Genomic DNA, 21,903 nt, shown 5'->3' with positions numbered 1-21,903 from the left:
ACTTTATCTGGATGGACTATTCGTAAGTTTGTTGTATATTTCTTCCAGCGAAACAGTACATGCATCTATACCAAATTTTTCTTCTACAAATTTACGTGCATCATTTCCCATTTTTTCTGCCATCCTATGATCAGAAATAAGCTGGGTTAATCGATATGATAATTCATTATTATCGTTTTCTTCAAAGGCAAATCCAGTGACACCATTTATAATCCCTTCTTTGGCTCCGCCAAATGCAGAAGTGATCACTGGAACACCACAAGCAGAAGCTTCCAAAAGAACAAGGCCAAATCCTTCCGCATCCCCACTTTCAGCATGCACGCTTGGAAGGCATAAAACTAAAGATTTTGAAAGCTCTTCGATTACCTGATGTTTATTGCAAGCCCCGACAAAGTTAACCTTCACATTTAGGCTGGCAGCTAGCGCTTTGAGTTGCTTCTCGAGAGGGCCTGTTCCTATAATTTTCAATTCAACATCAGGATATTTATCATGAATTTTCGAGAATGCCTCGATCAGGACACCGCACCCTTTTTTCTCAACCAATCTACCTACAAACAGTATCTGCTTCCTGGAGTCATAGGGTACGTTTTGTTTTGCGAAAACGACTGTGTCAACACCGATATACGAAACAAATATCTTATCTGCAGGTATACCAAATTCGATAGCTTTTTTCTTAAGCTCTTGTGAGACCGCAATAAATGTCACATTTTTAGATTGTGCAATTTTTAAAATTCTTTCAGGGTAGTCTTTTAAATGTAAACCTTCTTTTCCTGACTTCCACCATGCTTTTTTTATATTAATATCATAACCATGTAGAGTAATAAGTATAGGCAGGTCAAACCGCCTGAATAGAGACCAATTAATTACCGCATCAACACCAAAGTGAATGTGAATAATATCAGGTTCGAGAGCTCGAAGTAATTTTTCATCGCGTGAAGGTGAAAAACTAATGAGTTTATAAAAATTTCTTTTAAAATTACTGAAAATGCTTATCTTTTCTTCGAAGGTAACAAAGTCACATTCATTAATATCAAGACCATTTTCGATATGGAATTGCCCCACTAGAACAGGATTCCATTCTTTATAAGAAAGAACCTGTTCTTTAATGAAAGTTTCAGAAAATGGCAAAAGTTTAGTCCTGAACACCACTACATTTTTATTCATTACTATTTACTTCCTGATATGAACTTGCTCTATTGGACTTACCTACATTTAAAACAAGTATAAATAATACAAATAAAAACAAACACTGCATATAGTTAAGGAAGGGGATAAACCATCCATGGCAGATTAGCATCAGCGACAGGCACCATGTTAAATCAACCAAGGCCTTACCATTACCTAGAAATGAGCTTAATCTTATGGCAACAAATAACGCTAATAAAATAACAAATATTATAGTGACTGCATATAAATGATAAAAATAAAAATATCCGATCACACCAATTTGTGAAGACCAGGTTGAGACACCATTAATCTGATATGCCATAAAATCTTGCGCAGATGTTATCATGGATACATCAACATTGAAGAAGCGCGCAAGTGCGGCTACCAGCCAATTTAAAGAATAAAAAGAATACGAAGAACCAGTCTGAGCAAATTGTTCCCCTAAACCCTCCCCATACTGAACGATGAAATGTGTATTACTGACCATTTGAAAACGTTCTAATGTAATAAATAAATAGTTAAAGTAAGTCTCGAGGTCAATGCCGGATATAGCGGTGGTAATATCGCCAATCAAATCTCCGCCTGAATTAATTGAATTAACAATTGCATCCTTCATCATTCTAACAAATGGGTAAAGAGCAATACCGATTGTCGTTAGAGTTATTATTTTTGTTAATCTATAATTTTTCCCCTGCCGTTTCTTCCTGATTAGAAACAAGCAGAAAAGTATTAATAACTGGCCAGTCTGTCCATTTAGCAGTATAAGAATGATATATAAAACATAAACCAGGAAATACACATATCTCTTGCTTTCACATCGATAAAAAAGATATATTAATACCAGAAGGACAGGTTGGAATAGTGTGTTGAAATAAAGCATTAGCTTAGGCACTTCATTTACCAAGTCTTTATTTACGCCTAGAACACCAATTTTGTATAACACCGATAACATAATACCAATAATTACCAGCGCTAGCATAGACCAATCAAGCTTAAGGCTATGATTATATAAACAGCAGGAGGTCGTACGTACTGCCTCAAATGCCTTAAATATAACACCTTGGAAAATTAGGAAAGTAAATAGTACTATCAAACATGATAGTATAATCAGAGCGGCATCAGCCGAATATTCATATTTAAAATCCCCACCAAGAGTTCCTATTGATAGAAAATACACTGAACAAGATAAGTTAAAAAAAACATACAAAAACATGAGGTATTTTCTAATCATACATTCTCACAATTGCCACTTTGTTTTATTTTAAATGATAAGTTAGCGAAAAATAAAACTTTTAATTTTATGTAGGTAAAACAATACCCATGGCTTGTTTCTGAATTTTTTATAAAAACTATATTTGCTCGACATAAAACTAGAGTTCTTTTCAAGAATAGCTAAATATTTCCTAAAACCAATCACATCCCCACTTTTTATCGCTCTAATCGCTAACGCTAGATATATATGTGAAATTTTATTTAAAAATGAAAGTTTATTGCTATGAAAGTCCTCTGAAGATTTTTTCAGAGATTCGATTATAGCCAGATGTCTAGTGGTGTGCGCCTCTGATTGTTTTTGTGTATGCGCAGACCACGAACCTTGTGATTGCAATCTATATACTGACATAGGCCACGGTAAATACAGGCCACCAGAATTTTTCATCCCATATAATTCCAGAAACAGATCCCCGACTGGAGCATTGTTGAACCATTCGGGTAACATGCCAATCATTTCTTTATTAAACATATAAGATGCAGTTGGTGCAAATTGATTTAAACTTTTTAAAACATCATCAACAGTAAACAGAGAAATTAATTCACCTTTGCTGTAACTTTTTACTTTACTAACTGATTCACCTTTTAGCAGAAAACATGGGTGAAATGAAAACATAACATCCGGATTAGCAATCATGGCATCATACTGTTTTTGTATTTTTTTATCATCTATCCAATAATCATCCCCTTCACAAAACGCGATGTAAGCACCCTTTGCATGGCTAACAGCATTTAATAAATTTCCGTTTGCACCTAGATTGCGTTTCGTTTTGACATATCTTATTAAACCAGGATACTTGGTAACGTAAGAATCAATAATATTTGATGTTTCATCCGTGCTACCATCATCAGAAATTATTATTTCAAAGGGGAAATTGGTCTTCTGTGATAAAAAGCCCTCTATTGCATCAGCTACATATAGTTCTTGATTGTAAGTAATACAACAAACACTAACTTTTACATCAGAATTAGGTAATAAAGTTTTTCTTTTTTTATCGATACTTTGCATCATGCAGCCTTAAATATTCAATATTTGTCCCAAATCAAGTATTTGTGTATTTTCCGGCAAATTTTTTTGTGCCTGGTTGCGTGCATAAATATAATATGGAACGAAATCTTCTTTTATTCAGAAAGAACCTTTACAGCGTTATCAGTTTCAACTACCACGCTAAGGAGAATGACACTTCACGAGCCTAATATCGCATGGTACCTAATGTCGACATCAGTATGAGATACATTAGCCCATATTTTTGGGTACCATCGGAATAATCATATAATACATAGACTAATCATCATCCCGAATATGAAGGTTCGATGAACCATGAAATAAATCTAAATTTGACATATGAACATCGTCGCCAAATGAGCAAAAACAGATTTTTATCTCATTGCGCGAAAGAGTCGGTATGTTATCCCCGAATAATACTTATAATTCGACTAAAATCGTTTTCCGTTAACTCATTAAATATCGGTAGACAGAGGACTTTATCCGAAGTTTTGTTAGCAATAGGGAGATTGCCAATTGATGCTGATTCAATCCCTCTATACATTGGCATATTACTAATAATTGGGTAAAAATATCTACGCGAAAGAATGTTATTTTTCTTTAATTCGTTATAGAGTTCATCCCTTGACATCCTGAAGTCTGACTCAATCAACACGGGAAAATAAGAAAAATTGCTGTTTGCTTGTGCTGAAGGATTAGGTACCGTAATCCCTTGGATTTTAGCCAACTCATTACGATAATTTTTATCTATTTCCTGGCGTTGCCCTATAGCCTTATCAATATGTTTTAATTGAACCAGACCAAATGCGGCATTAATTTCACTCATTTTACCATTAATACCTGGGGCTGTTACGGTCAACTCATCTGCTATTCCAAAGTTTTTGAGACTATCAATACGCTGCTTTGTCTTTTCGTCCTGGCATATTATCGCCCCACCTTCAAATGTATTAAATACTTTCGTAGCATGGAAGCTTAGTATAGACATGTCTCCATAATTAAGGATACTTTGACCTTCCATTTGAATGCCAAATGCATGTGCTGCGTCATATATGACGCGTAAACCATAATTATCCGCTATACGTTGAATTTCCAGGACATCACAGGGATTTGAATAGCAATGCACAGGCATAATTGCTGTTGTTTGTGGTGTGATCGCCTCTTCTATTTTCTTTGGATCAATGTTGAAAGTATTAGGGTCTATATCAACAAATACAGGTTTTAAACCATTCCACAAAATTGAGTGACTTGTAGCGACAAAAGAATATGGCGTAGTGATTACTTCTCCTGATATTCGTAATGCTTGAAGAGCTGTGATCAGAGCAATGGTTGCATTGTTAAATAATGAAATATATTTAACACCTAGGTAATCACAAAGTTTTTTTTCCAACTCTTGATGAAATGGCCCGTTATTTGTCAACCATTTATTATTCCAGATTTCCTCAAGATAGGGGATAAATTCTTTTAGATCAGGTAAAAATGGTTGCGTTACTGGTATATTTTTCATTTTTAAATATCTCTTTTTTTAACTGATAATATAAACTTGAATAATTTGTTTTGCGTCACAAAAATCAGAAGAACATACATAATGGCTGAAGAAGCAATCATGATTAAAATTTGCGAAATTTGATTCTTCGTTGCGTAGATAGCAAACAACCAGGCAATAAAACAAGAGAAAATTGCGATACACCAAATAGGGAATAACTCATTTATTTGTCTCATTACTCTCAATCCTGTTAATTTCTTAGTATAATAGGTATTAAGTATCAGAGATAAATACGAATGGACTAATAAACCGATGCACATAAACATTATGCTATACTGCATAGTTGTCATAATTATAATTAGACCCAGGATTTTTTTTATAACTTCTAATTTTAAAAACAAATCACTACGCCCTTTAACTTGCAATATATTCAAATTTATCGCATGTACCGGATAAAGCATATAAGCAAGAGCTAAGGCCATAACTAAGTTAGAAGCAACATTCCACTCTGGCCCAAGAAGTAAAAACAACAAAGGTTTTGATATAATAGCAATCCCACACATAAGGGGGAAAATTATCAGGGATGCCACTTTCATTGTCAGTAAATAATATTCTTCGAGTTTATGGTAATCTTTTTGCATATGACTAAACATCGGATATGTAACTCTTTGAATGATATTTGTCATTGTCATAGCTGGTATACTTGATAACTGATTTGCTTGTGTATATTGACCGACATCTACAACATTAAATTTCTTACCAATGACAATTTGGTATAAATTATTGTATGCAGTATCCATAAGACCCGATATCAATAACTTGCCGCCAAAACCAAATAGATAGTTAAATGATTCTCGACTAAAAGTAAAACTTGGATACCATCTGGTTAAAATCGTAATGAGTATAGCATTACATAATGCCATCAGCAGTGTTTGTGCAACTAGAGCCCATACGCCATACCCATACCAAGCTAACAATAGTGCAATCGTCCCGCTAATAACAACAGAACTGATAGATGCCTTAGCTTGTGCTTTAAAATCCATTCTGCTTGTCAAAATAGTTCTGGGCACAACTGTAAAGCTATTAATGATGAGCGTAAATCCAATGACTCTTGTCAATGAAATCAATTCTGGCTGTTGATAAAATGTCGCAATCAATGGTGCTGAAATAAACAAAACCGAATAACTTACAAATGCAACAAAAATATTAAAATAAAATGCAGTCGAGTAATCAACCTGTGTGGAATCGACTTTTCTTATTAGAGCTGAACTGAAACCACTATCAATAAATACTTGACCAATAGCGATAAAGATAGCAAGCATGCCAATTAGACCAAACGCCTTAGGCCCCAAAATACGAGCTAAAACCAGCATTAAGACCAATTGTGCGCCTTGCGATAAGATCCTCTCGAATGCACTCCACTTTAATCCACTAATAGTTTTATTTTTAAGCTCAGTCACAGCGTATCACTTAACCAATTGAGAAAGGTATTGACCGTAACTATTTTTGGCCATGAGTTCTGCCTGGCTTAGTAAATCTTGTTTAGTTAGCCAGTGATTATTGTAAGCAATCTCTTCAAGACATGCCACTTTGTAACCCTGCCTCACCTCAATAGTTTCAACAAATTGTGCTGCTTGTAATAAGCTTTCATGTGTTCCAGTATCCAGCCATGCAAACCCTCTACCCAGCATCTCAATTGATAAATCTCCTTCCTCGAGATACATTTGATTGATTGATGTAATTTCAAGCTCACCACGGGGAGAGGGTTTAACACGCTTAGCGTATTCGACTACTTTATTCGTATAAAAATATAAACCAGTAACGGCATAATTACTTTTTGGATTATCAGGCTTCTCTTCAATCGATAAAACGTTTCTGTTTTCATCAAATTCCACAACTCCGAAGCGCTCAGGATCCTTTACCTGGTAACCAAAAATTGTTGCTTTACTAGAAGAGCGTACAACGGCATCTTTTAATTTTGGTGAAAAGCCTTGACCATAAAAAATATTGTCTCCAAGAACAAGACATACGGAATCATTATTGATAAATGACTCTCCTATTATGAAAGCTTGCGCTAAACCATCAGGTGAAGCCTGAACTTCATATTTTAAATTTAATCCGATCCGGCTACCATCTCCAAGTAGTCTTTTAAAACCTTCTAAATCATTTGGTGTTGTAATAATTAAAATATCTCTAATTCCTGCAAGCATTAATACAGATAGCGGGTAATATATCATTGGTTTGTCATAAATAGGCAACAACTGCTTAGATACACCCATCGTGATTGGGTATAAACGTGTTCCAGAACCACCAGCTAAAATGATACCTTTCATTTTATTCTAATCCTAAGCGTTCACGCTGATAACTGCCATCCTGTACACGACGGCACCATTCAGTATTTGCTAAATACCATTCAACAGTCTTACGAATACCACTTTCAAACGTTTCTTTTGGCTTCCAACCTAGCTCGGCACCAATCTTGTGTGCATCGATCGCATAGCGGCGGTCATGCCCTGGACGATCAGCAACATAGGTTAATTGGTCTCGATATGTGCCTTCTTTCGGCAAAATTTCATCGAGCAGGTCGCAGATGGTCAGTACCACATCGAGATTTCTCTTCTCGTTATGTCCACCGATATTATACGTCTCACCGATTTGACCTTCAGTGATCACCTTATAAAGCGCCCTTGCATGATCCTCAACGTACAACCAGTCACGGATCTGGTCTCCCTTGCCATAAATAGGAAGATTTTTACCCTCAAGCGCATTGAGGATGACTAAAGGGATTAATTTCTCAGGGAAGTGGTACGGGCCGTAGTTATTCGAACAGTTTGTAACCAGGCAAGGGAGACCGTAAGTTCGTTGCCAGGCACGCACAAGATGGTCACTCGAAGCTTTAGATGCAGAGTATGGACTGCTTGGAGAGTAAGCTGTTTTTTCAGTGAAGAGCGGCAGAACTTCAGTACTGTCCCATTCATCAGGATGAGGTAAATCTCCGTAAACCTCATCCGTCGAAATATGATGGAATCGGAAAAGGTTTTTTCTCTCTTCGCTTAGTGCTGACCAATAACTGCGAGACGCTTCCAGCAAAGTGTAGGTACCCACGATATTAGTTTCAATAAATTCGGCCGGCCCGGTAATAGAACGATCAACATGACTTTCAGCTGCAAGATGCATTACAACATCTGGCTGGTGCTCTGCAAATATCTGGTTTAGAGCATGTATGTCGCAAATATCCGTCTGTACAAATGCATAACGTTCACTGGAAGACACAGTATGCAAGGATTCCAGATTCCCGGCATAGGTCAGTTTATCAATATTGACGACGTTATCGGTTGTATTCTCAATAATGTGCCTTATTACAGCAGAGCCAATAAAACCAGCGCCACCAGTAACTAAAATTTTCATTTCTTCGGTCTCTATTAAAACAAGTTTATTTCACAATAATCATTTTACTGCGCATTCATTAGACATTCTGTTAATGTATCGCATAAAGAATACGAAGCAGAAAATAAACAATATTAGCACGCCCAATTGTGAGACGTTATATTGATTTAGAATTATCCCTACAGCAGCAAGTGTCACAGATAGAATCAAAACAATCATTAGGGCTTTAAAGTGGCTAAAACCGTATTTCAGCAATATGTGATGTAAATGTTCGCGATCTGGCTTAAAGGGACTATCTCCACGTCTCACACGGGAGACCATAACACGCACCATATCCATAAGAGGTACTGCAATTAGCCATAATGCTGTAACCGGGTGTATGATCGCGGTACTACCTTGAGTCGCAAGAATCAGTAACCATATGATTGTAAAGCCAATTAATGTGCTACCTGCATCTCCCATAAAGACTTTGAATTTCCTACCCCAGGGAATACCTAAATTCAACAGAATGTAGGGAGTACAGGCGATCGTCAGACAGAAGCACCACTGAGATAACTGCTCTTTACCATGAAGACCAAAAACGATTCCTAATGAAGCAAAGCTAACGCAGGATAAAGCACCGAGCAGCCCGTCAATACCATCTACCATATTGAAAGCATTAATTGCGCTCATAACGGCAAAAATGGTAATGATATATCCGAAAATCCCGAGCCCAATCGTATAACCCAGGAAGATATCTCCGAGAGTAATAAGCCGTAGCCCACCCACCATCATAATAATGGCAACAATGCATTGCAAAACGATCCTTGGCATGACAGGTAGATCAAACCGGTCATCCAATACTCCGACAAATAAAAGCAGACTTACAGAGATAATGAAATAGTTAAAATTTGGAAACCAATCTGGTTGCATGAAAAATAAAATCCAGATAGACACATATATCGAAACCCCTCCCACAAGAGGTATATGCCCACTGTGATGTTTTCTGGCGTTAGGTTTATCAACAAGCCCAACACGCCGCGCTATTTTTCTAGCAATGAACAAAGAGGCCAATGCGCTTAGAAATATTATTAAGTATTCTTGCATAACTGCACCGTGTTTTTAGAGAATTATATTTCAAAAAGTTTATGTTTATAACGTGAAATATCATTCACTTAACTTATAAGGTTTATTATTAACAATTTCTGGCTCCATCCAGTTTCTAATATTTTCTAATTGCAACTTTGATATGGTGATTAGAAATAATTAACATTCAAGGGCTTTAAGCTTAGCCTGGTCACAAGTAGGTTACTTTAAACTGAGGAGCGTCACATCAGGGCCTTTCGCTGTAAGCACGCTACCGCCCTTGGCTCAAAAGCTACCAATACACTTATTACTAAACATCGTTCCTATTTTGTACTCAAAAAATTTTTACATTAGAAGATAGACTGTCTGCACATGTGGCACTGATTCTTAACCTAATCGCCTTCAATCACAAGATTCAATTATCTTAAAAATCATTCTTCCTAGCGCTCATCTTTCTCAAACCATCTGTCAAGAGCAAGAAATTTCTATGTACCTGTAAATTAGTAAGAATCTCTATAATTAACACCATCAAACTATAGATTAATTTTTGAGCTTTGCAAAAAATCTCTGCTTATCCACAATTGATTCATCTGCCTTTTATCAATATCGAATTTCATTCCTGTGAGGATTGCACCAATCGCTTCAAACCCATCGAAATTTGCAGCATATAGCCTAGCGCAATGTGTAAGGAAACGCAGCCTAATTAGTGATTTTTTGTCAGCAAATGTTTGTTTTCACAGCGCTATTGATTAGAGTTTGTACTAATTGAGTTCAACGATATCAATACAGCTGTGTTGCGAAGAATTTCTACCAAATGAGAGTTAAGTGGGGGATTTCTAAATAGTTTGCCTCCTGGCGGAGGCAAACTTAAAGCAACCTACATATGGAGGTCTTTTATCACAAGAGTAACTTTACTCTGCAGCAAACTCTTTCAGCCACGCTTTGAATGCTTCACCCTGCGAGTTATGACGAATACCATACTCAACAAAGGCTTTCATATAGCCCAGTTTATCGCCACAGTCATGTGAACGACCGGTCATTGAGAAAGCTTCAACGGTTTGCTTTTTCATCAGCATAGCAATGGCATCTGTCAGCTGAATTTCGTTACCTGCACCGTAAGGCGTGATAGCCAGCAGAGGCCAGATAGCTTCAGACAGAACGTAACGGCCAACTACGGCGAGGTTGGAAGGCGCATCTTTCAGCTCAGGCTTCTCAACAATCGCTGTCATTGGTGCGCTTTCGCCAGGTTCAACCTCAGCACCGTTAACATCAACTACACCGTATTTAGACACGTCTTTCTCAGGCACTTCTTCAACCATAACCTGGCTGTTGCCTGTTTCTTTGAAGCGACGAAGCATGGCGGCAAGGTTATCTTTGCGCAGGTCACTGGATGCTTCATCCATCAGAACGTCTGGCAGAATAACCGCGAACGGCGAGTTACCGATTAAAGGTTTCGCACACAGGACAGCATGGCCAAGGCCTTTAGACTGACCCTGACGCACGTTCATGATCGTTACGCCTTTAGGACAGATAGATTGCACTTCTTCCAGCAACTGACGTTTAACGCGCGTTTCTAGCATGCTTTCCAGTTCGAAGGAGGTATCGAAGTGGTTTTCAATTGCGTTTTTAGAAGAGTGAGTCACAAGGATGATTTCTTTGATGCCTGCGGCAGCACATTCATTAACGATGTACTGAATCAAAGGCTTATCGACGATAGGCAACATTTCTTTTGGAATGGCTTTCGTCGCTGGCAACATACGTGTGCCCAGACCGGCAACAGGGATAACAGCTTTTAACATTGTAAAGGATACTCCTTGAAACCTATTGATGTGTAAATTCAGTCTGCTGGCATCCACACGTTTCATGGATTTCACTGAACTGAAATTGTTAAACTGATTGAAATTCCCAATTCGATAAATCTTCCATGAGTATAGTCTCTGTCACCTGGTTTAGGGAGGCCATAGTCATGACTTTAGGACTCAAACACGATTTTCTCTATGGAGTTACGATACCAGCAAGCTGCACCAAACGGTAAGCTAAAGGCTTATTTTTAGGAATGTTATACCTGTTCGTCGATTTAATAATCACAACCTGCTGCTTTCCAAATCAACCTTGCAGACGTCCTTCCCGCCTCCCCGCCGTTATCCCCGCAAAGCCCTTACTGTTTTAACTACCACGCTGATTTAAATTTGAAATTTCACCCTCTCCCGCCCATTATTCAACGTGCGGCGACCGCCGTGTAACCAAAGGTGAAAAACGCAATATGGAATGGATCGCCGATCCGTCGATTTGGGCCGGGCTGGCCACCCTGGTCGTTCTCGAAATTGTTCTTGGGATAGACAATCTCATTTTTATCGCCATTCTGGCGGAAAAACTCCCACGCCAGCAGCGTGATAAAGCACGGGTTACCGGGCTTCTGCTGGCACTGGTGATGCGTTTGTTGCTGCTGGCGTCCATTTCCTGGTTATCAACTCTGACCCGCCCTCTTCTCAGCCTTCTCGGTCATCCGTTCAGTGCACGAGATATGATCATGCTCGCGGGAGGGATATTCCTGCTCTTCAAAGCCACGATGGAGCTGAACGAGCGGCTTGAAGGAAAGGATGAGGAGCAGAGTCACCAGCAAAGTGGGGCTAAATTCTGGCCGGTTGTAGCGCAAATCGTGGTGCTGGATGCTGTATTTTCACTCGATTCCGTGATCACCGCTGTCGGCATGGTGGAGCATCTTGCCGTCATGATGGCTGCCGTCTGTATTGCCATCGGGCTCATGCTGCTGGCGAGTAAACCGCTGACGCGCTTTGTGAACGCACATCCCACCATAGTCATTTTATGTCTCAGCTTCCTGCTGATGATCGGCTTTAGTCTGGTCGCTGAAGGTTTTGGCTACGCGATCCCCAAAGGCTATCTGTACGCGGCTATCGGCTTCTCAGTCATCATCGAGGGATTGAACCAGCTGGCGCAGTTTAACCGTAAACGTTTTTTATCCTCGCGCCGGTCTTTGCGTGAGCGTACGGCAGAAACGGTATTGCGTGTATTGCGCGGTAAACATGAAGAAGCCGAGCTGGATGCCCATTCTTCCAACCTGATCGCAGACAGCGCTAACGAAGAAGACGCAATTTTTAACCAGCAAGAGCGCCATATGATTGAGCGCGTACTGGGGCTGGGACAACGGACCGTCAGCAGCGTGATGACTTCCCGTCATGACGTCGACAATCTGGAGCTTAATGATCCGCTCGAAGTCCTGACCCGCCAGATTGCCGAAAATCAGCACACCAGGCTGGTGGTGACGGAGGACAGTTCGACCGACGAACCTTTGGGCGTGGTGCATGTTGTTGATCTGCTAAGACAACAGCTTCTGCAGAATGAATTAGATTTGAAGGCACTGATCCGTCAGCCGCTGATCTTCCCTGAGCAACTTTCGCTGCTGATGGCCCTCGAACAATTCCGGCTGGCGAAAACCCATTTTGCCTTTGTGGTGGATGAGTTTGGTTCTGTCGAAGGGATTGTTACCCTGACCGATGTGATGGAAACCATTGCCGGAAATCTGCCGGAATCGGATGAAACGCCGGACGCCCGTCACGATATCCAGCGACAGGACGACGGCAGCTGGATTGCCAACGGCTATATGCCTCTTGAAGATCTGGTGATGTATATCGCGCTGCCGGTGGATGAAAAGCGGGAATACCATACCCTTGCCGGTCTGTTGATGGAATATACCCAAAGCATCCCGCAGGTTGGCGCACAGATAGAAATTAACCATTATCTGTTTGAACCGCTGGAAGTGAGCAGTCACCGTATATTGAAAGTGAAAATCACCCCGCCTAAAACCGAATCAGAAGACGATTACGAAGTCTGAGATGTTACGATTCGCCGATAAAAAAACGGGATGCCTTTGCGGGCACCCCGTTTAATCTTTTTGGTTTAAGAACAATTACTTATTCAGATATTTCTGCACATCATCGTTTTCTTTGCTGTCTTTCCGCTTGTCGATCCAGTTCTGAATAGCGCTGCGGGCACTTTGCTCAAGTGTTTTACGCAGCACCTGATCGACCTGCAACTGATAACCCATTTGCGCCCACGGTCCGTAAACACGCAGCGGGATGTCGGTGGTTTTCAGCGTATTGATCAGGTTACTGTCGCCTTTCCAGCCGCCGGTCACGCGGATCAGCAGGTTCATATCCACTTTCTGCGCGGCCATATCAATCGTGCCATCGCCTTTTGCCGACACCATCGGCGACTGGCCTTCCAGATTACTCAGCGTCAGCTTGCCGCCGGCGAGTTCCCCTTCCGCTTTCAGGGTATCGATCTGGCTGTAATGCTCATAACGTTCAAGCCCCTGAACCTTATCGCTGTTGCGCGAGACCGCCTGCTGGATAAGTTGCTGGATATTCAGACCATTGAGGCGTGCATTATCCATCGACAACTGGCCGTTGCCCTGCCAGCGACGGGCAAAATCGGCTGCTGACAATCCTTCGCCGTTCACCTCACCTTTCATGGAAAAGCTACCGGTCAGCGCCTGCGGTAATCCATACGCGGTCAGCAGATTACCCAGTTCAATTTTATCGACGTCCGGGGTCATATGAACCCGGATATTTTTCCCGGTGGCATCCATATCACCCGGCAGGGAGAAATGTCCGTTGCCCATTGTCCCGCTGAACGTCGCGAGAGAGACCTTGCCTTGCCGGTTATCTGCGTTCAGTGCCAGATCGTGAATTTTCATTCCGCGATAGGTCAGATCCGCGACTTTCAACGCCAGACGCGCATTGAAAGCTTGCAGGCTGCTGAGGCCGTTAGGCTGCTCGTCCACATCGCGCGCAATAACAGGGGCTGATGTCATCGACTGAGCGGTCTGATCTGCCGGTTGTTCCGCAGCCGGTGGCTGCCAGCCGGAAAGCGCATCAAGGTCGAGTTTATCGGCATTTAAATTCAGCTGATAGTCCGCAGTATCGCCGCCCAGCATGGCAGACGCGGTGCCTGAAATCTGATTGTCATTCGCCGTTAATGCCAGCTGCTCCAGGGTCAGGGAATCATTATCACGCTCGTAACGGGCCTGCATAGCGCCCTTGCCCTGAATGCCTTTGACCGGAATATCGGCACCGCTGAGCTGATAGCTGAACTGACTGATATTGGCAGAGACAGCCTGCGGATAATGTTGCATATCCAGATCCGCCTTCATCGTAAAGGCAAGATCACGTTGGTTACGGTTGATGCGGGTGGAAAGCTGGATCGTCGCCTGACGGCTGTCGTCTTTTTCCATTTCCAGATTGATATCACGCACATTGATTTGCTCATCATCGCCGCGCTGCCAGATAAGCAGACTGTCGGCGACCGTGATCTTATCGATATCAAATTTCCATCCGGCGTCGATGCCGGTGGCCACTGGGGCAATCGGCGTCGGTGTGGAAGGCGCGACCGGCGCATCCGGCTGATTCTCTTCAGTATCGGGCGTTAAACGGATCACCGCGTTTTTGAACAGAACTTCTTTCACCGCAAGTTGATGAGACAGAAGAGGCCAGAGTTTGACATCCAGCCGCATGTTTTCAGCACTGACAACCGGTTCTTTAGCACCCGGTGCGGTCAGGGAGGTTTGTCCCGCAATGATGCTGAGCTGCGGCCAGACATGCCAGCGCAGGGATCCGTTAATGGCTAAATGATAGCCACTTTTGACCTCAACGCGTTCCACCATGTACTGGCGAAAATCATTGGGGTTGATCAGGAACACCAGCGAAGTCATGCCGGCAATGATAACCACCAGTAAAATCACCAGTGTTGTCAGTAGTCTTCTCATGCCTTCCTCACGTTTTTATCCCAATGAACGGATAAAAAACAGAATCAGTCTTTATCAATACGACTGGCAATTGCGCTTTGCTGGTCGCGGTATTTCGCGTCCTGACGGCTGTTGTACGGGCGCGCCGCTGAACCAGATAACGGTTCAAAACTCAGTGCACCAATCAACATTCCCGGGCGCAACGCCAGCGGAAGCTTACCTGAATTATAGAACTCCAGGACAATACGCCCCTGCCAGCCCGGATCAATACGGTGTGCAGTCACGTGCACCATCAGTCCGAGACGTGCCAGGGATGAACGTCCGTCCAGCCAGCCGACCAGATCGTCAGGAAGGGTGACAGACTCATAGGTGACCGCCAGCGCCAGTTCGCCCGGATGCAGGAAGAAAGCTTCGCCTTCCGGCAAGACAATCTCATCGCTCATCACTTTATCGAGCGCGGCGCTGACTTCATCTTTCGGGCCACTCAGGTCGATATAACCCGCGTTATGCCCCAGAAAAACGCGAAATCCGTTACCCAGACGCACATCTACCGTTGCGCCGTTAATTCGTTCAACCGGCGGACGGGGTGAAATGCCTAATTTGCCGCTGTCGAGCCAGGCTTCTATATCTCGGTCGCAAAGTCTCATCGTTTCTCCGGTATGGTTTTTACGGATTGTTCCGCGATTAATTGAAGAACTGGCTGATTTTCGCCTTGAGGATATCAATCGCAATCCGGTTTTTGCCGCCGCGCGGCACAATGATGTCTGCGTATTGTTTTGAAGGCTCGATAAATTGCAGGAACATTGGACGTACCGTTTTCTGATACTGCGCCATTACGGAGTCCATCGAACGACCACGTTCGTTAACGTCACGCTTCATGCGGCGCATCAGACAGATATCCAGCGGGGTATCAACGAAGATGGAGAAATTCATTTCATCACGCAAGCGCGCGTCGGTCAGGAGCAGGATCCCTTCCAGAATAATCACTTTCTTCGGTTTTAACGTCACTGTCTCAGGCAGACGCGTGTGCTCAATGAAGCTGTAGCTCGGCAATTCAATCGCCTGACCCGACTTCATGGCCTGCAAATGCTGGAACAGTAAATTATGATCCATCGCACTTGGATGGTCGTAGTTGGTTTTGACCCGCTCTTCCATGGTCATGTGACTTTGGTCTTTATAGTAGCAATCTTCCGGGATCACCCCGATATGCTCATCACCCACCTGATCACGAAGTTCACGGTATAACGTACTGGCGATAAGGCTTTTTCCCGAAGCAGATGCGCCAGCGATACCCACGATGACACACTGATGGAATTTGTCAGACATAAAATTAAAGACCTGATTTGGAAGTTGGAAGGCAAGCACAAGGCATGTGCTTTGAACGCGCCAATTATAAGTACAAGACACTGCCCGATGCCAGCGTTAAGGCTGTGTAATCGCTGACATCAGGCAATAAATCGCGGAGTTGGGAGATTAAACGGCCCGGAATGCAATTTCTGTCGGGATGGCGTCGCCTTTCCAGAACAATTGTGACGCCACTTTTGCCGCCAGTTCGCGGTAAATCGTGGTGAATTCACTTTCCGGATTCGACACTACCGTCGGTTCACCGCGATCCAGATCTTCACGCAATGAAATATGCAGCGGCAATTGCGCCAGTAATTCGCAGCGGTATTTCTCCGCCAGACGTTGCGCACCGCCGGTGCCGAAAATCGGCTCATGATGCCCGCAGTTGCTGCACACATGCATGCTCATGTTCTCGACAATGCCCAGAACCGGCACATGCACTTTCTCAAACATCACAATGCCTTTCATCGCATCCAGCAGCGCGATGTCCTGCGGTGTGGTCACAACAACGGCACCGGTCACCGGAATGTTTTGCGAAAGCGTCAGCTGAATATCACCGGTACCCGGTGGCAGGTCGATCACCAGATAATCCAGATCCGGCCACAGCGTGTCGGAAAGCATCTGCATCAGGGCTTTGCTGGCCATCGGCCCGCGCCACACCATGGCGTTTTCATCAGTGACCAGATAACCAATCGAGTTGGTCGCCAGTCCGTGCGCCATAATCGGTGACATATGCACCCCGTCCGGCGAGGTCGGGCGTTCGTCTTCGGTGCCCAGCATATTGGGCACTGACGGGCCATAGATATCGGCATCCAGAATACCGACTTTGCCGCCCTCTGCCGCCAGCGCCAGCGCCAGATTCACCGCGGTGGTGGATTTACCCACGCCACCTTTGCCTGAACTGACCGCCAGAATATTACGGACACCTTTGATGCCGGGCTGATCGTTGGCCCGCTTCATCGTGGCGACATCGTGACGCAGGTTCCACTGAATCGCCGAAGCACCGGTAACCCGCAACAGTTCATTGCTGGTTTCTTCTTTTAATGCGTCAAATCCGCTGTTCCACACGAACGGCAACGTCAGATCGATGTGCAATACGTCGTCCATCAGCACGCACTGATGCAACGCTTTCATCGCGGACAGGTCTTTTTGCAATGTGGAATGGCGGAAGGTGGCCAGTACGCCGGTCACGAGTGCGCGCAGCCCTGCGGGGGTGGTCTGCTGTGGGGATTGAGATGTCATCCCGGCTCCTTGAAAGGTGTTATCAGACTATGTATCTGCCTTTAAGCATAACAGAACACGCGTAAGGAGATCCCCCCGTTTGTTTACGCGGGGCGGCGGTTTCGGTTAACATCAATACCCCTGATTTCAACTACAGAAAGCAAGCTCTTACTATGGCTCAAGTCGCGAAAAAAATTTTGGTAACCTGTGCACTTCCGTACGCCAACGGATCCATCCATCTCGGTCACATGCTCGAGCACATCCAGGCTGACGTCTGGGTTCGTTACCAGCGAATGCGCGGCAATGAAGTGCATTTCATCTGTGCGGACGATGCACACGGCACGCCGATCATGCTGAAAGCGCAGCAACTCGGGATTAAGCCGGAAGAGATGATTGCCGAAATGAGCCAGGAGCATCAGAAAGATTTCGCCGGCTTCGGCATCAGCTACGACAATTATCACTCCACGCACAGCGACGAAAACCGTGAGCTGTCTGAGCTTATTTACGGTCGTCTGAAAGAAAACGGCTTCATCAAGAACCGCACCATTTCCCAGTTGTACGATCCGGAAAAAGGCATGTTCCTGCCGGATCGTTTCGTCAAAGGCACCTGCCCGAAATGTAAATCGCCTGATCAGTATGGCGATAACTGTGAAGTGTGTGGCGCGACCTACAGCCCGACCGAACTGATCGAGCCGAAATCAGTGGTTTCCGGCGCGACGCCGGTACTGCGTGATTCCGAGCACTACTTCTTCGATCTGCCAGAATTCAGCGCCATGTTGCAGGCGTGGACACGTTCCGGCGCGCTGCAGGAGCAGGTGGCGAATAAAATGCAGGAATGGTTTGAATCCGGTCTGCAACAGTGGGATATCTCCCGCGATGCGCCGTATTTCGGTTTTGAAATTCCGGATGCGCCGGGCAAATACTTCTACGTCTGGCTGGATGCGCCGATCGGCTACATGGGGTCATTCAAAAACCTGTGCGACCGCCGCAGTGACCTGAACTTCGACGAGTTCTGGAAAAAAGATTCCACCACCGAGCTGTATCACTTTATCGGTAAAGACATCGTTTATTTCCACAGCCTGTTCTGGCCGGCGATGCTGGAAGGCAGCGGTTTCCGCAAGCCAACCAACCTGTTCGTGCACGGTTATGTCACGGTTAACGGCGCGAAGATGTCAAAATCACGCGGCACCTTCATCAAGGCCAGCACCTATCTGAATCACCTGGATGCGGACTGCCTGCGTTATTACTACACGGCGAAACTGTCTTCACGCATCGACGATATCGACCTGAATCTGGAAGATTTCGTGCAGCGCGTTAACGCAGACATCGTGAATAAAGTGGTTAACCTGGCGTCACGTAACGCCGGTTTCATCGCCAAACGTTTTGACGGCAAACTGGCTGACAAACTGGCTGACGAAGCGCTGTACAAAACCTTCACCGATGCCGCTGAAAGCATCGCTCAGGCGTACGACAGCCGTGAATCAGGCCGTGCAATCCGTGAAATCATGGCGCTGGCAGATCTGGCTAACCGTTATGTCGATGAGCAGGCCCCGTGGGTGGTCGCAAAACAGGAAGGCCGCGACGCCGACCTGCAAGCGATTTGCTCAATGGGCATCAACCTGTTCCGCGTACTGATGACCTATCTGAAACCGGTTCTGCCTTCCCTGTCAGAGCGCACCGAGGCGTTCCTCAACTGCACGCTGGACTGGGACGCGATTGCGCAACCGCTGCTCTCGCATCAGGTGAATCCGTTCAAGGCGCTGTTTAACCGTATTGAAATGGATAAAGTGACCGCGATGGTTGATGCCTCGAAAGAAGATATCGCTGCCGCCAACGCACCGGCAACCGGTCCGCTGGCAGATGATCCGATTCAGGAAACCATCACTTTTGATGATTTCGCCAAAGTGGATATGCGTATCGCGCTGATCAAGAGCGCTGATTTCGTGGAAGGTTCGGACAAACTGCTGCGTCTGCAACTGGATCTGGGTGGCGAAACCCGTCAGATCTTCTCCGGTATCCGCTCAGCCTATCCTGATCCGAAAGCACTGGAAGGCCGTCTGACCATCATGGTCGCCAACCTCGCCCCGCGTAAAATGCGTTTCGGTATTTCTGAAGGGATGGTAATGGCAGCAGGCCCGGGCGGAAAAGACATCTTCCTGCTCAGCCCGGATTCCGGCGCACAGCCAGGTATGCAGGTTAAATAAAACTCATGACTGCTCCTCCCCCTGCGAAGGGGGAGGTTGGGAGGGGGTTTTACAGACTAAATTAAGGGTTGGAGAAAACTTCAGCTTAGGCCCTCCCCTTCGCAGGGGTGGGAGCATAATCACTTCGGCCAGTTCGGCCACACGCTGCGCGGATACTCCCTGTCGATATCCGATTTCGCCAGCCCGATATCCTTCAGCTGATCTGCACTCAGCGCATGCAAAATCTTGCGACTGACGCGCCGCTCATTACAGCCATGTACTGCGGCAAAAAACTGTTTCAACCATCCGGCCTTTTTCTGCGGCATCTGTACTGCCCGCTCATGCACCGCAATTTCTGCACAAACCCGTGTCTCACATCCGGCAAACTGCCGTTCTTCAATGATATTTTTCATATTCTGCTCCCGTTGACGACCTGACATCAGGATCTAACAACGGGCAAAAACATTACAGATTCAGTTTTTTTGTATTTCGACCATACAGATCTGGATCTGATGACAGATTCAGCGTTAGATTGTGTCCATCTGTACTGCTTTCTTTGCACAGGCGTTGAGGAAAAGATAATGAATCGTTACGAAAATCTGGCAAATGTCCTGAGTGATCGTATTGAACAGGGGCTGTATCCGGCGGGGATCCGTCTGCCTTCAGTGCGAGTGTTAAGCAGTGAACACGGCGTCAGCGTCAGCACTGTTCAGCAGGCGTACCGGGTGCTGGAAGAAAAACAGCTGGTGGAAGCCCGGCCGAAATCGGGTTACTTCGTGAAAGATTCCCGTATTCAGGCGGCCCTTCCGGCGGTTTGCCGTCCGACGCAGCGTCCGGTGGATATTTCCCAGTGGGATCAGGTGCTGGAACTGATCACTTCCCCGCATCGTCCCGGCGTCATTCAGCTGGGACGCGGCTCGCCGGACGTGACTGCTGCCACGCTCAGGCCGCTCAGCCGCCTGATGGGGCGTGCCGGGCAGCATCAAAACCTCAGCGCGTTTCATTACGACAGCATTTACGGTTCAGAAGATCTGCGCGAACAGATTGCCCGCCTGATGATCGACAGCGGCAGCCATATGGATGCCAGCAATATTCTGATCACCACCGGTTGCCATGAGGCGCTGTCTATCGCCATCCGTTCGGTCTGCGAGCATGGCGATATTGTGGCAGTGGATTCCCCCAGTTTTCACGGCGCGATGCAGACCCTGAAAGGCTTCGGCATGAAGGCGCTGGAAATCCCCACCGACCCGGTGACCGGCATCAGTCTGGAAGCGCTGGAGATGGCGCTGGAGCAGTGGCCGGTCAAAGCCATACAGCTGACGCCCAACTGCAATAATCCGCTCGGTTACAACATGCCGGATGACCGCAAGAAAAGCCTGCTGCGACTGGCGCAACGCTACGATATCGCGATTATCGAAGACGATGTGTATGGCGAACTGGCCTATCAGTATCCGCGCCCGGCCACCATTACCTCGTTTGATGAAGATGGCCGCGTGCTGCTGTGCAGCTCGTTTTCCAAAACGCTGGCGCCCGGTCTGCGCGTCGGCTGGATTGCACCGGGTCGCTATCATGACCGCGCCCTGCACATGAAATACATCACCACCGGCGCGTCGGCCACCCTGCCGCAAATCGCTATCGCGGACTTCATCAAACAGGGGCATTACCTGCAACATATGCGGCGGATGCGTAATCAGTATCAGCGAAATCTGTGCACCATGACCGACTGGGTGATGAAATATTTCCCCTGCGGCTCGCGGGTCAGCCGTCCTCAGGGCGGATTTTTGCTGTGGATTGAACTCGATGAACGCGTAGATACACAGCGCCTGAACCGGTTGCTGGAAGAACATTTCGTGCAAATTGCCATCGGTTCGATATTCTCTGCCTCTGGCAAATACCGCAACTGTCTGCGCATCAACTATGCCCAGACGCTGACGGCCAAAACTGAACGTGCTGTCCAGCAGGTGGGCATGACGATTTCACAAATGCTGGAAAACTGCTAAACGCCATCCGGAGA

General features: G+C 45.1%; 17 protein-coding genes. 3 read left to right on the top strand and 14 right to left on the bottom strand.

Going from position 1 to position 21,903, the window contains the following annotated elements:
• Positions 1-3 precede the first annotated feature (3 nt).
• The 9 genes from EDF78_RS19750 to galU all read right to left on the bottom strand — a co-directional run bounded on the left by EDF78_RS19750 (position 4) and on the right by galU (position 11,176).
• Complete coding sequence (locus tag EDF78_RS19750; RefSeq protein WP_133823741.1) at positions 4-1,164, bottom strand: glycosyltransferase; 1,161 nt, start codon at positions 1,162-1,164, stop codon at positions 4-6.
• Positions 1,157-2,398 (bottom strand): oligosaccharide repeat unit polymerase, encoded by a 1,242-nt coding sequence (gene wzy, locus EDF78_RS19745; RefSeq protein WP_279586838.1) that lies wholly within the window; start codon positions 2,396-2,398, stop codon positions 1,157-1,159. The genes EDF78_RS19750 and wzy overlap by 8 nt, the downstream gene beginning before the upstream one ends.
• Before the next feature lie 42 nt (positions 2,399-2,440).
• Positions 2,441-3,445 carry a glycosyltransferase gene (locus EDF78_RS19740; RefSeq protein ID WP_166654476.1) on the bottom strand — a complete coding sequence of 335 codons (1,005 nt, stop codon included), beginning with the start codon at positions 3,443-3,445 and terminating at the stop codon, positions 2,441-2,443.
• A 400-nt stretch (positions 3,446-3,845) separates the two neighbouring features.
• Positions 3,846-4,946, bottom strand: a complete 1,101-nt coding sequence (gene vioA / locus EDF78_RS19735; protein ID WP_133823738.1) for a dTDP-4-amino-4,6-dideoxy-D-glucose aminotransferase VioA — start codon at positions 4,944-4,946, stop codon at positions 3,846-3,848.
• 2 nt (positions 4,947-4,948) lie between these two features.
• A complete protein-coding gene (locus tag EDF78_RS19730; RefSeq protein WP_133823737.1) occupies positions 4,949-6,385 on the bottom strand; it encodes a lipopolysaccharide biosynthesis protein in 1,437 nt (478 codons plus the stop codon).
• 6 nt (positions 6,386-6,391) lie between these two features.
• Complete coding sequence (gene rfbA / locus EDF78_RS19725) at positions 6,392-7,258, bottom strand: glucose-1-phosphate thymidylyltransferase RfbA (RefSeq protein ID WP_133823736.1); 867 nt, start codon at positions 7,256-7,258, stop codon at positions 6,392-6,394.
• Between the two features lies 1 nt (position 7,259).
• The gene (rfbB, locus tag EDF78_RS19720) at positions 7,260-8,333 is read right to left on the bottom strand and encodes a dTDP-glucose 4,6-dehydratase (protein WP_133823735.1); all 1,074 of its coding nucleotides are present in this window, start codon (positions 8,331-8,333) and stop codon (positions 7,260-7,262) included.
• A 39-nt stretch (positions 8,334-8,372) separates the two neighbouring features.
• The gene (gene wecA, locus EDF78_RS19715) at positions 8,373-9,398 is read right to left on the bottom strand and encodes a UDP-N-acetylglucosamine--undecaprenyl-phosphate N-acetylglucosaminephosphotransferase (protein WP_133823734.1); all 1,026 of its coding nucleotides are present in this window, start codon (positions 9,396-9,398) and stop codon (positions 8,373-8,375) included.
• Between the two features lie 890 nt (positions 9,399-10,288).
• A complete protein-coding gene (gene galU, locus EDF78_RS19710; RefSeq protein WP_133823733.1) occupies positions 10,289-11,176 on the bottom strand; it encodes a UTP--glucose-1-phosphate uridylyltransferase GalU in 888 nt (295 codons plus the stop codon).
• Positions 11,177-11,640: 464 nt separating this feature from the next.
• Between galU and EDF78_RS19705 the strand changes: the two genes are divergently transcribed.
• Positions 11,641-13,230 carry a TerC family protein gene (locus EDF78_RS19705; RefSeq protein ID WP_133823732.1) on the top strand — a complete coding sequence of 530 codons (1,590 nt, stop codon included), beginning with the start codon at positions 11,641-11,643 and terminating at the stop codon, positions 13,228-13,230.
• A gap of 75 nt (positions 13,231-13,305) precedes the next feature.
• On the opposite strand, the gene asmA is transcribed toward EDF78_RS19705, so the two are convergent.
• The 4 genes from asmA to apbC all read right to left on the bottom strand — a co-directional run bounded on the left by asmA (position 13,306) and on the right by apbC (position 17,727).
• Positions 13,306-15,162: an outer membrane assembly protein AsmA gene (gene asmA, locus EDF78_RS19700; RefSeq protein WP_133823731.1), complete on the bottom strand. Its 1,857-nt coding sequence runs from the start codon at positions 15,160-15,162 to the stop codon at positions 13,306-13,308.
• Positions 15,163-15,206: 44 nt separating this feature from the next.
• Positions 15,207-15,788, bottom strand: coding sequence for a dCTP deaminase (gene dcd / locus EDF78_RS19695; RefSeq protein ID WP_095922358.1), 582 nt, complete (start codon positions 15,786-15,788; stop codon positions 15,207-15,209).
• Between the two features lie 37 nt (positions 15,789-15,825).
• Positions 15,826-16,467 carry a uridine kinase gene (gene udk, locus EDF78_RS19690; protein ID WP_013575064.1) on the bottom strand — a complete coding sequence of 214 codons (642 nt, stop codon included), beginning with the start codon at positions 16,465-16,467 and terminating at the stop codon, positions 15,826-15,828.
• Between the two features lie 147 nt (positions 16,468-16,614).
• Positions 16,615-17,727, bottom strand: coding sequence for an iron-sulfur cluster carrier protein ApbC (apbC, locus tag EDF78_RS19685; protein WP_095922359.1), 1,113 nt, complete (start codon positions 17,725-17,727; stop codon positions 16,615-16,617).
• A 110-nt stretch (positions 17,728-17,837) separates the two neighbouring features.
• Between apbC and metG the strand changes: the two genes are divergently transcribed.
• On the top strand, positions 17,838-19,910 hold the full coding sequence (gene metG, locus EDF78_RS19680; protein ID WP_267890982.1) for a methionine--tRNA ligase: 2,073 nt from the start codon (positions 17,838-17,840) through the stop codon (positions 19,908-19,910).
• A 119-nt stretch (positions 19,911-20,029) separates the two neighbouring features.
• Here the strand turns inward: metG and EDF78_RS19675 are convergent, their stop codons facing one another.
• Complete coding sequence (locus EDF78_RS19675) at positions 20,030-20,302, bottom strand: DUF1127 domain-containing protein (RefSeq protein ID WP_133823730.1); 273 nt, start codon at positions 20,300-20,302, stop codon at positions 20,030-20,032.
• Positions 20,303-20,470: 168 nt separating this feature from the next.
• Between EDF78_RS19675 and EDF78_RS19670 the strand changes: the two genes are divergently transcribed.
• Positions 20,471-21,889, top strand: a complete 1,419-nt coding sequence (locus tag EDF78_RS19670; protein ID WP_095922362.1) for a PLP-dependent aminotransferase family protein — start codon at positions 20,471-20,473, stop codon at positions 21,887-21,889.
• The last annotated feature ends 14 nt before the right edge of the window (positions 21,890-21,903 follow it).

Origin of the sequence: Rahnella sp. BIGb0236, assembly GCF_004364755.1 — a bacterium.
Lineage (GTDB): Bacteria > Pseudomonadota > Gammaproteobacteria > Enterobacterales > Enterobacteriaceae > Rahnella > Rahnella victoriana.
Note: the sequence above shows the minus strand (reverse complement) of the source record. Positions and strands in the feature narration are given on the sequence as shown.

Coding starts and splice junctions, on each gene's coding strand:
- EDF78_RS19750 (WP_133823741.1), bottom strand. CDS start 1,164: ATGAATAAAAATGTAGTGGTGTTCAGGACTAAACTTTTGCCATTTTCT.
- wzy (WP_279586838.1), bottom strand. CDS start 2,398: ATGATTAGAAAATACCTCATGTTTTTGTATGTTTTTTTTAACTTATCT.
- EDF78_RS19740 (WP_166654476.1), bottom strand. CDS start 3,445: ATGCAAAGTATCGATAAAAAAAGAAAAACTTTATTACCTAATTCTGAT.
- vioA (WP_133823738.1), bottom strand. CDS start 4,946: ATGAAAAATATACCAGTAACGCAACCATTTTTACCTGATCTAAAAGAA.
- rfbA (WP_133823736.1), bottom strand. CDS start 7,258: ATGAAAGGTATCATTTTAGCTGGTGGTTCTGGAACACGTTTATACCCA.
- rfbB (WP_133823735.1), bottom strand. CDS start 8,333: ATGAAAATTTTAGTTACTGGTGGCGCTGGTTTTATTGGCTCTGCTGTA.
- wecA (WP_133823734.1), bottom strand. CDS start 9,398: ATGCAAGAATACTTAATAATATTTCTAAGCGCATTGGCCTCTTTGTTC.
- galU (WP_133823733.1), bottom strand. CDS start 11,176: ATGTTAAAAGCTGTTATCCCTGTTGCCGGTCTGGGCACACGTATGTTG.
- EDF78_RS19705 (WP_133823732.1), top strand. CDS start 11,641: ATGGAATGGATCGCCGATCCGTCGATTTGGGCCGGGCTGGCCACCCTG.
- asmA (WP_133823731.1), bottom strand. CDS start 15,162: ATGAGAAGACTACTGACAACACTGGTGATTTTACTGGTGGTTATCATT.
- dcd (WP_095922358.1), bottom strand. CDS start 15,788: ATGAGACTTTGCGACCGAGATATAGAAGCCTGGCTCGACAGCGGCAAA.
- udk (WP_013575064.1), bottom strand. CDS start 16,467: ATGTCTGACAAATTCCATCAGTGTGTCATCGTGGGTATCGCTGGCGCA.
- apbC (WP_095922359.1), bottom strand. CDS start 17,727: ATGACATCTCAATCCCCACAGCAGACCACCCCCGCAGGGCTGCGCGCA.
- EDF78_RS19675 (WP_133823730.1), bottom strand. CDS start 20,302: ATGAAAAATATCATTGAAGAACGGCAGTTTGCCGGATGTGAGACACGG.
- EDF78_RS19670 (WP_095922362.1), top strand. CDS start 20,471: ATGAATCGTTACGAAAATCTGGCAAATGTCCTGAGTGATCGTATTGAA.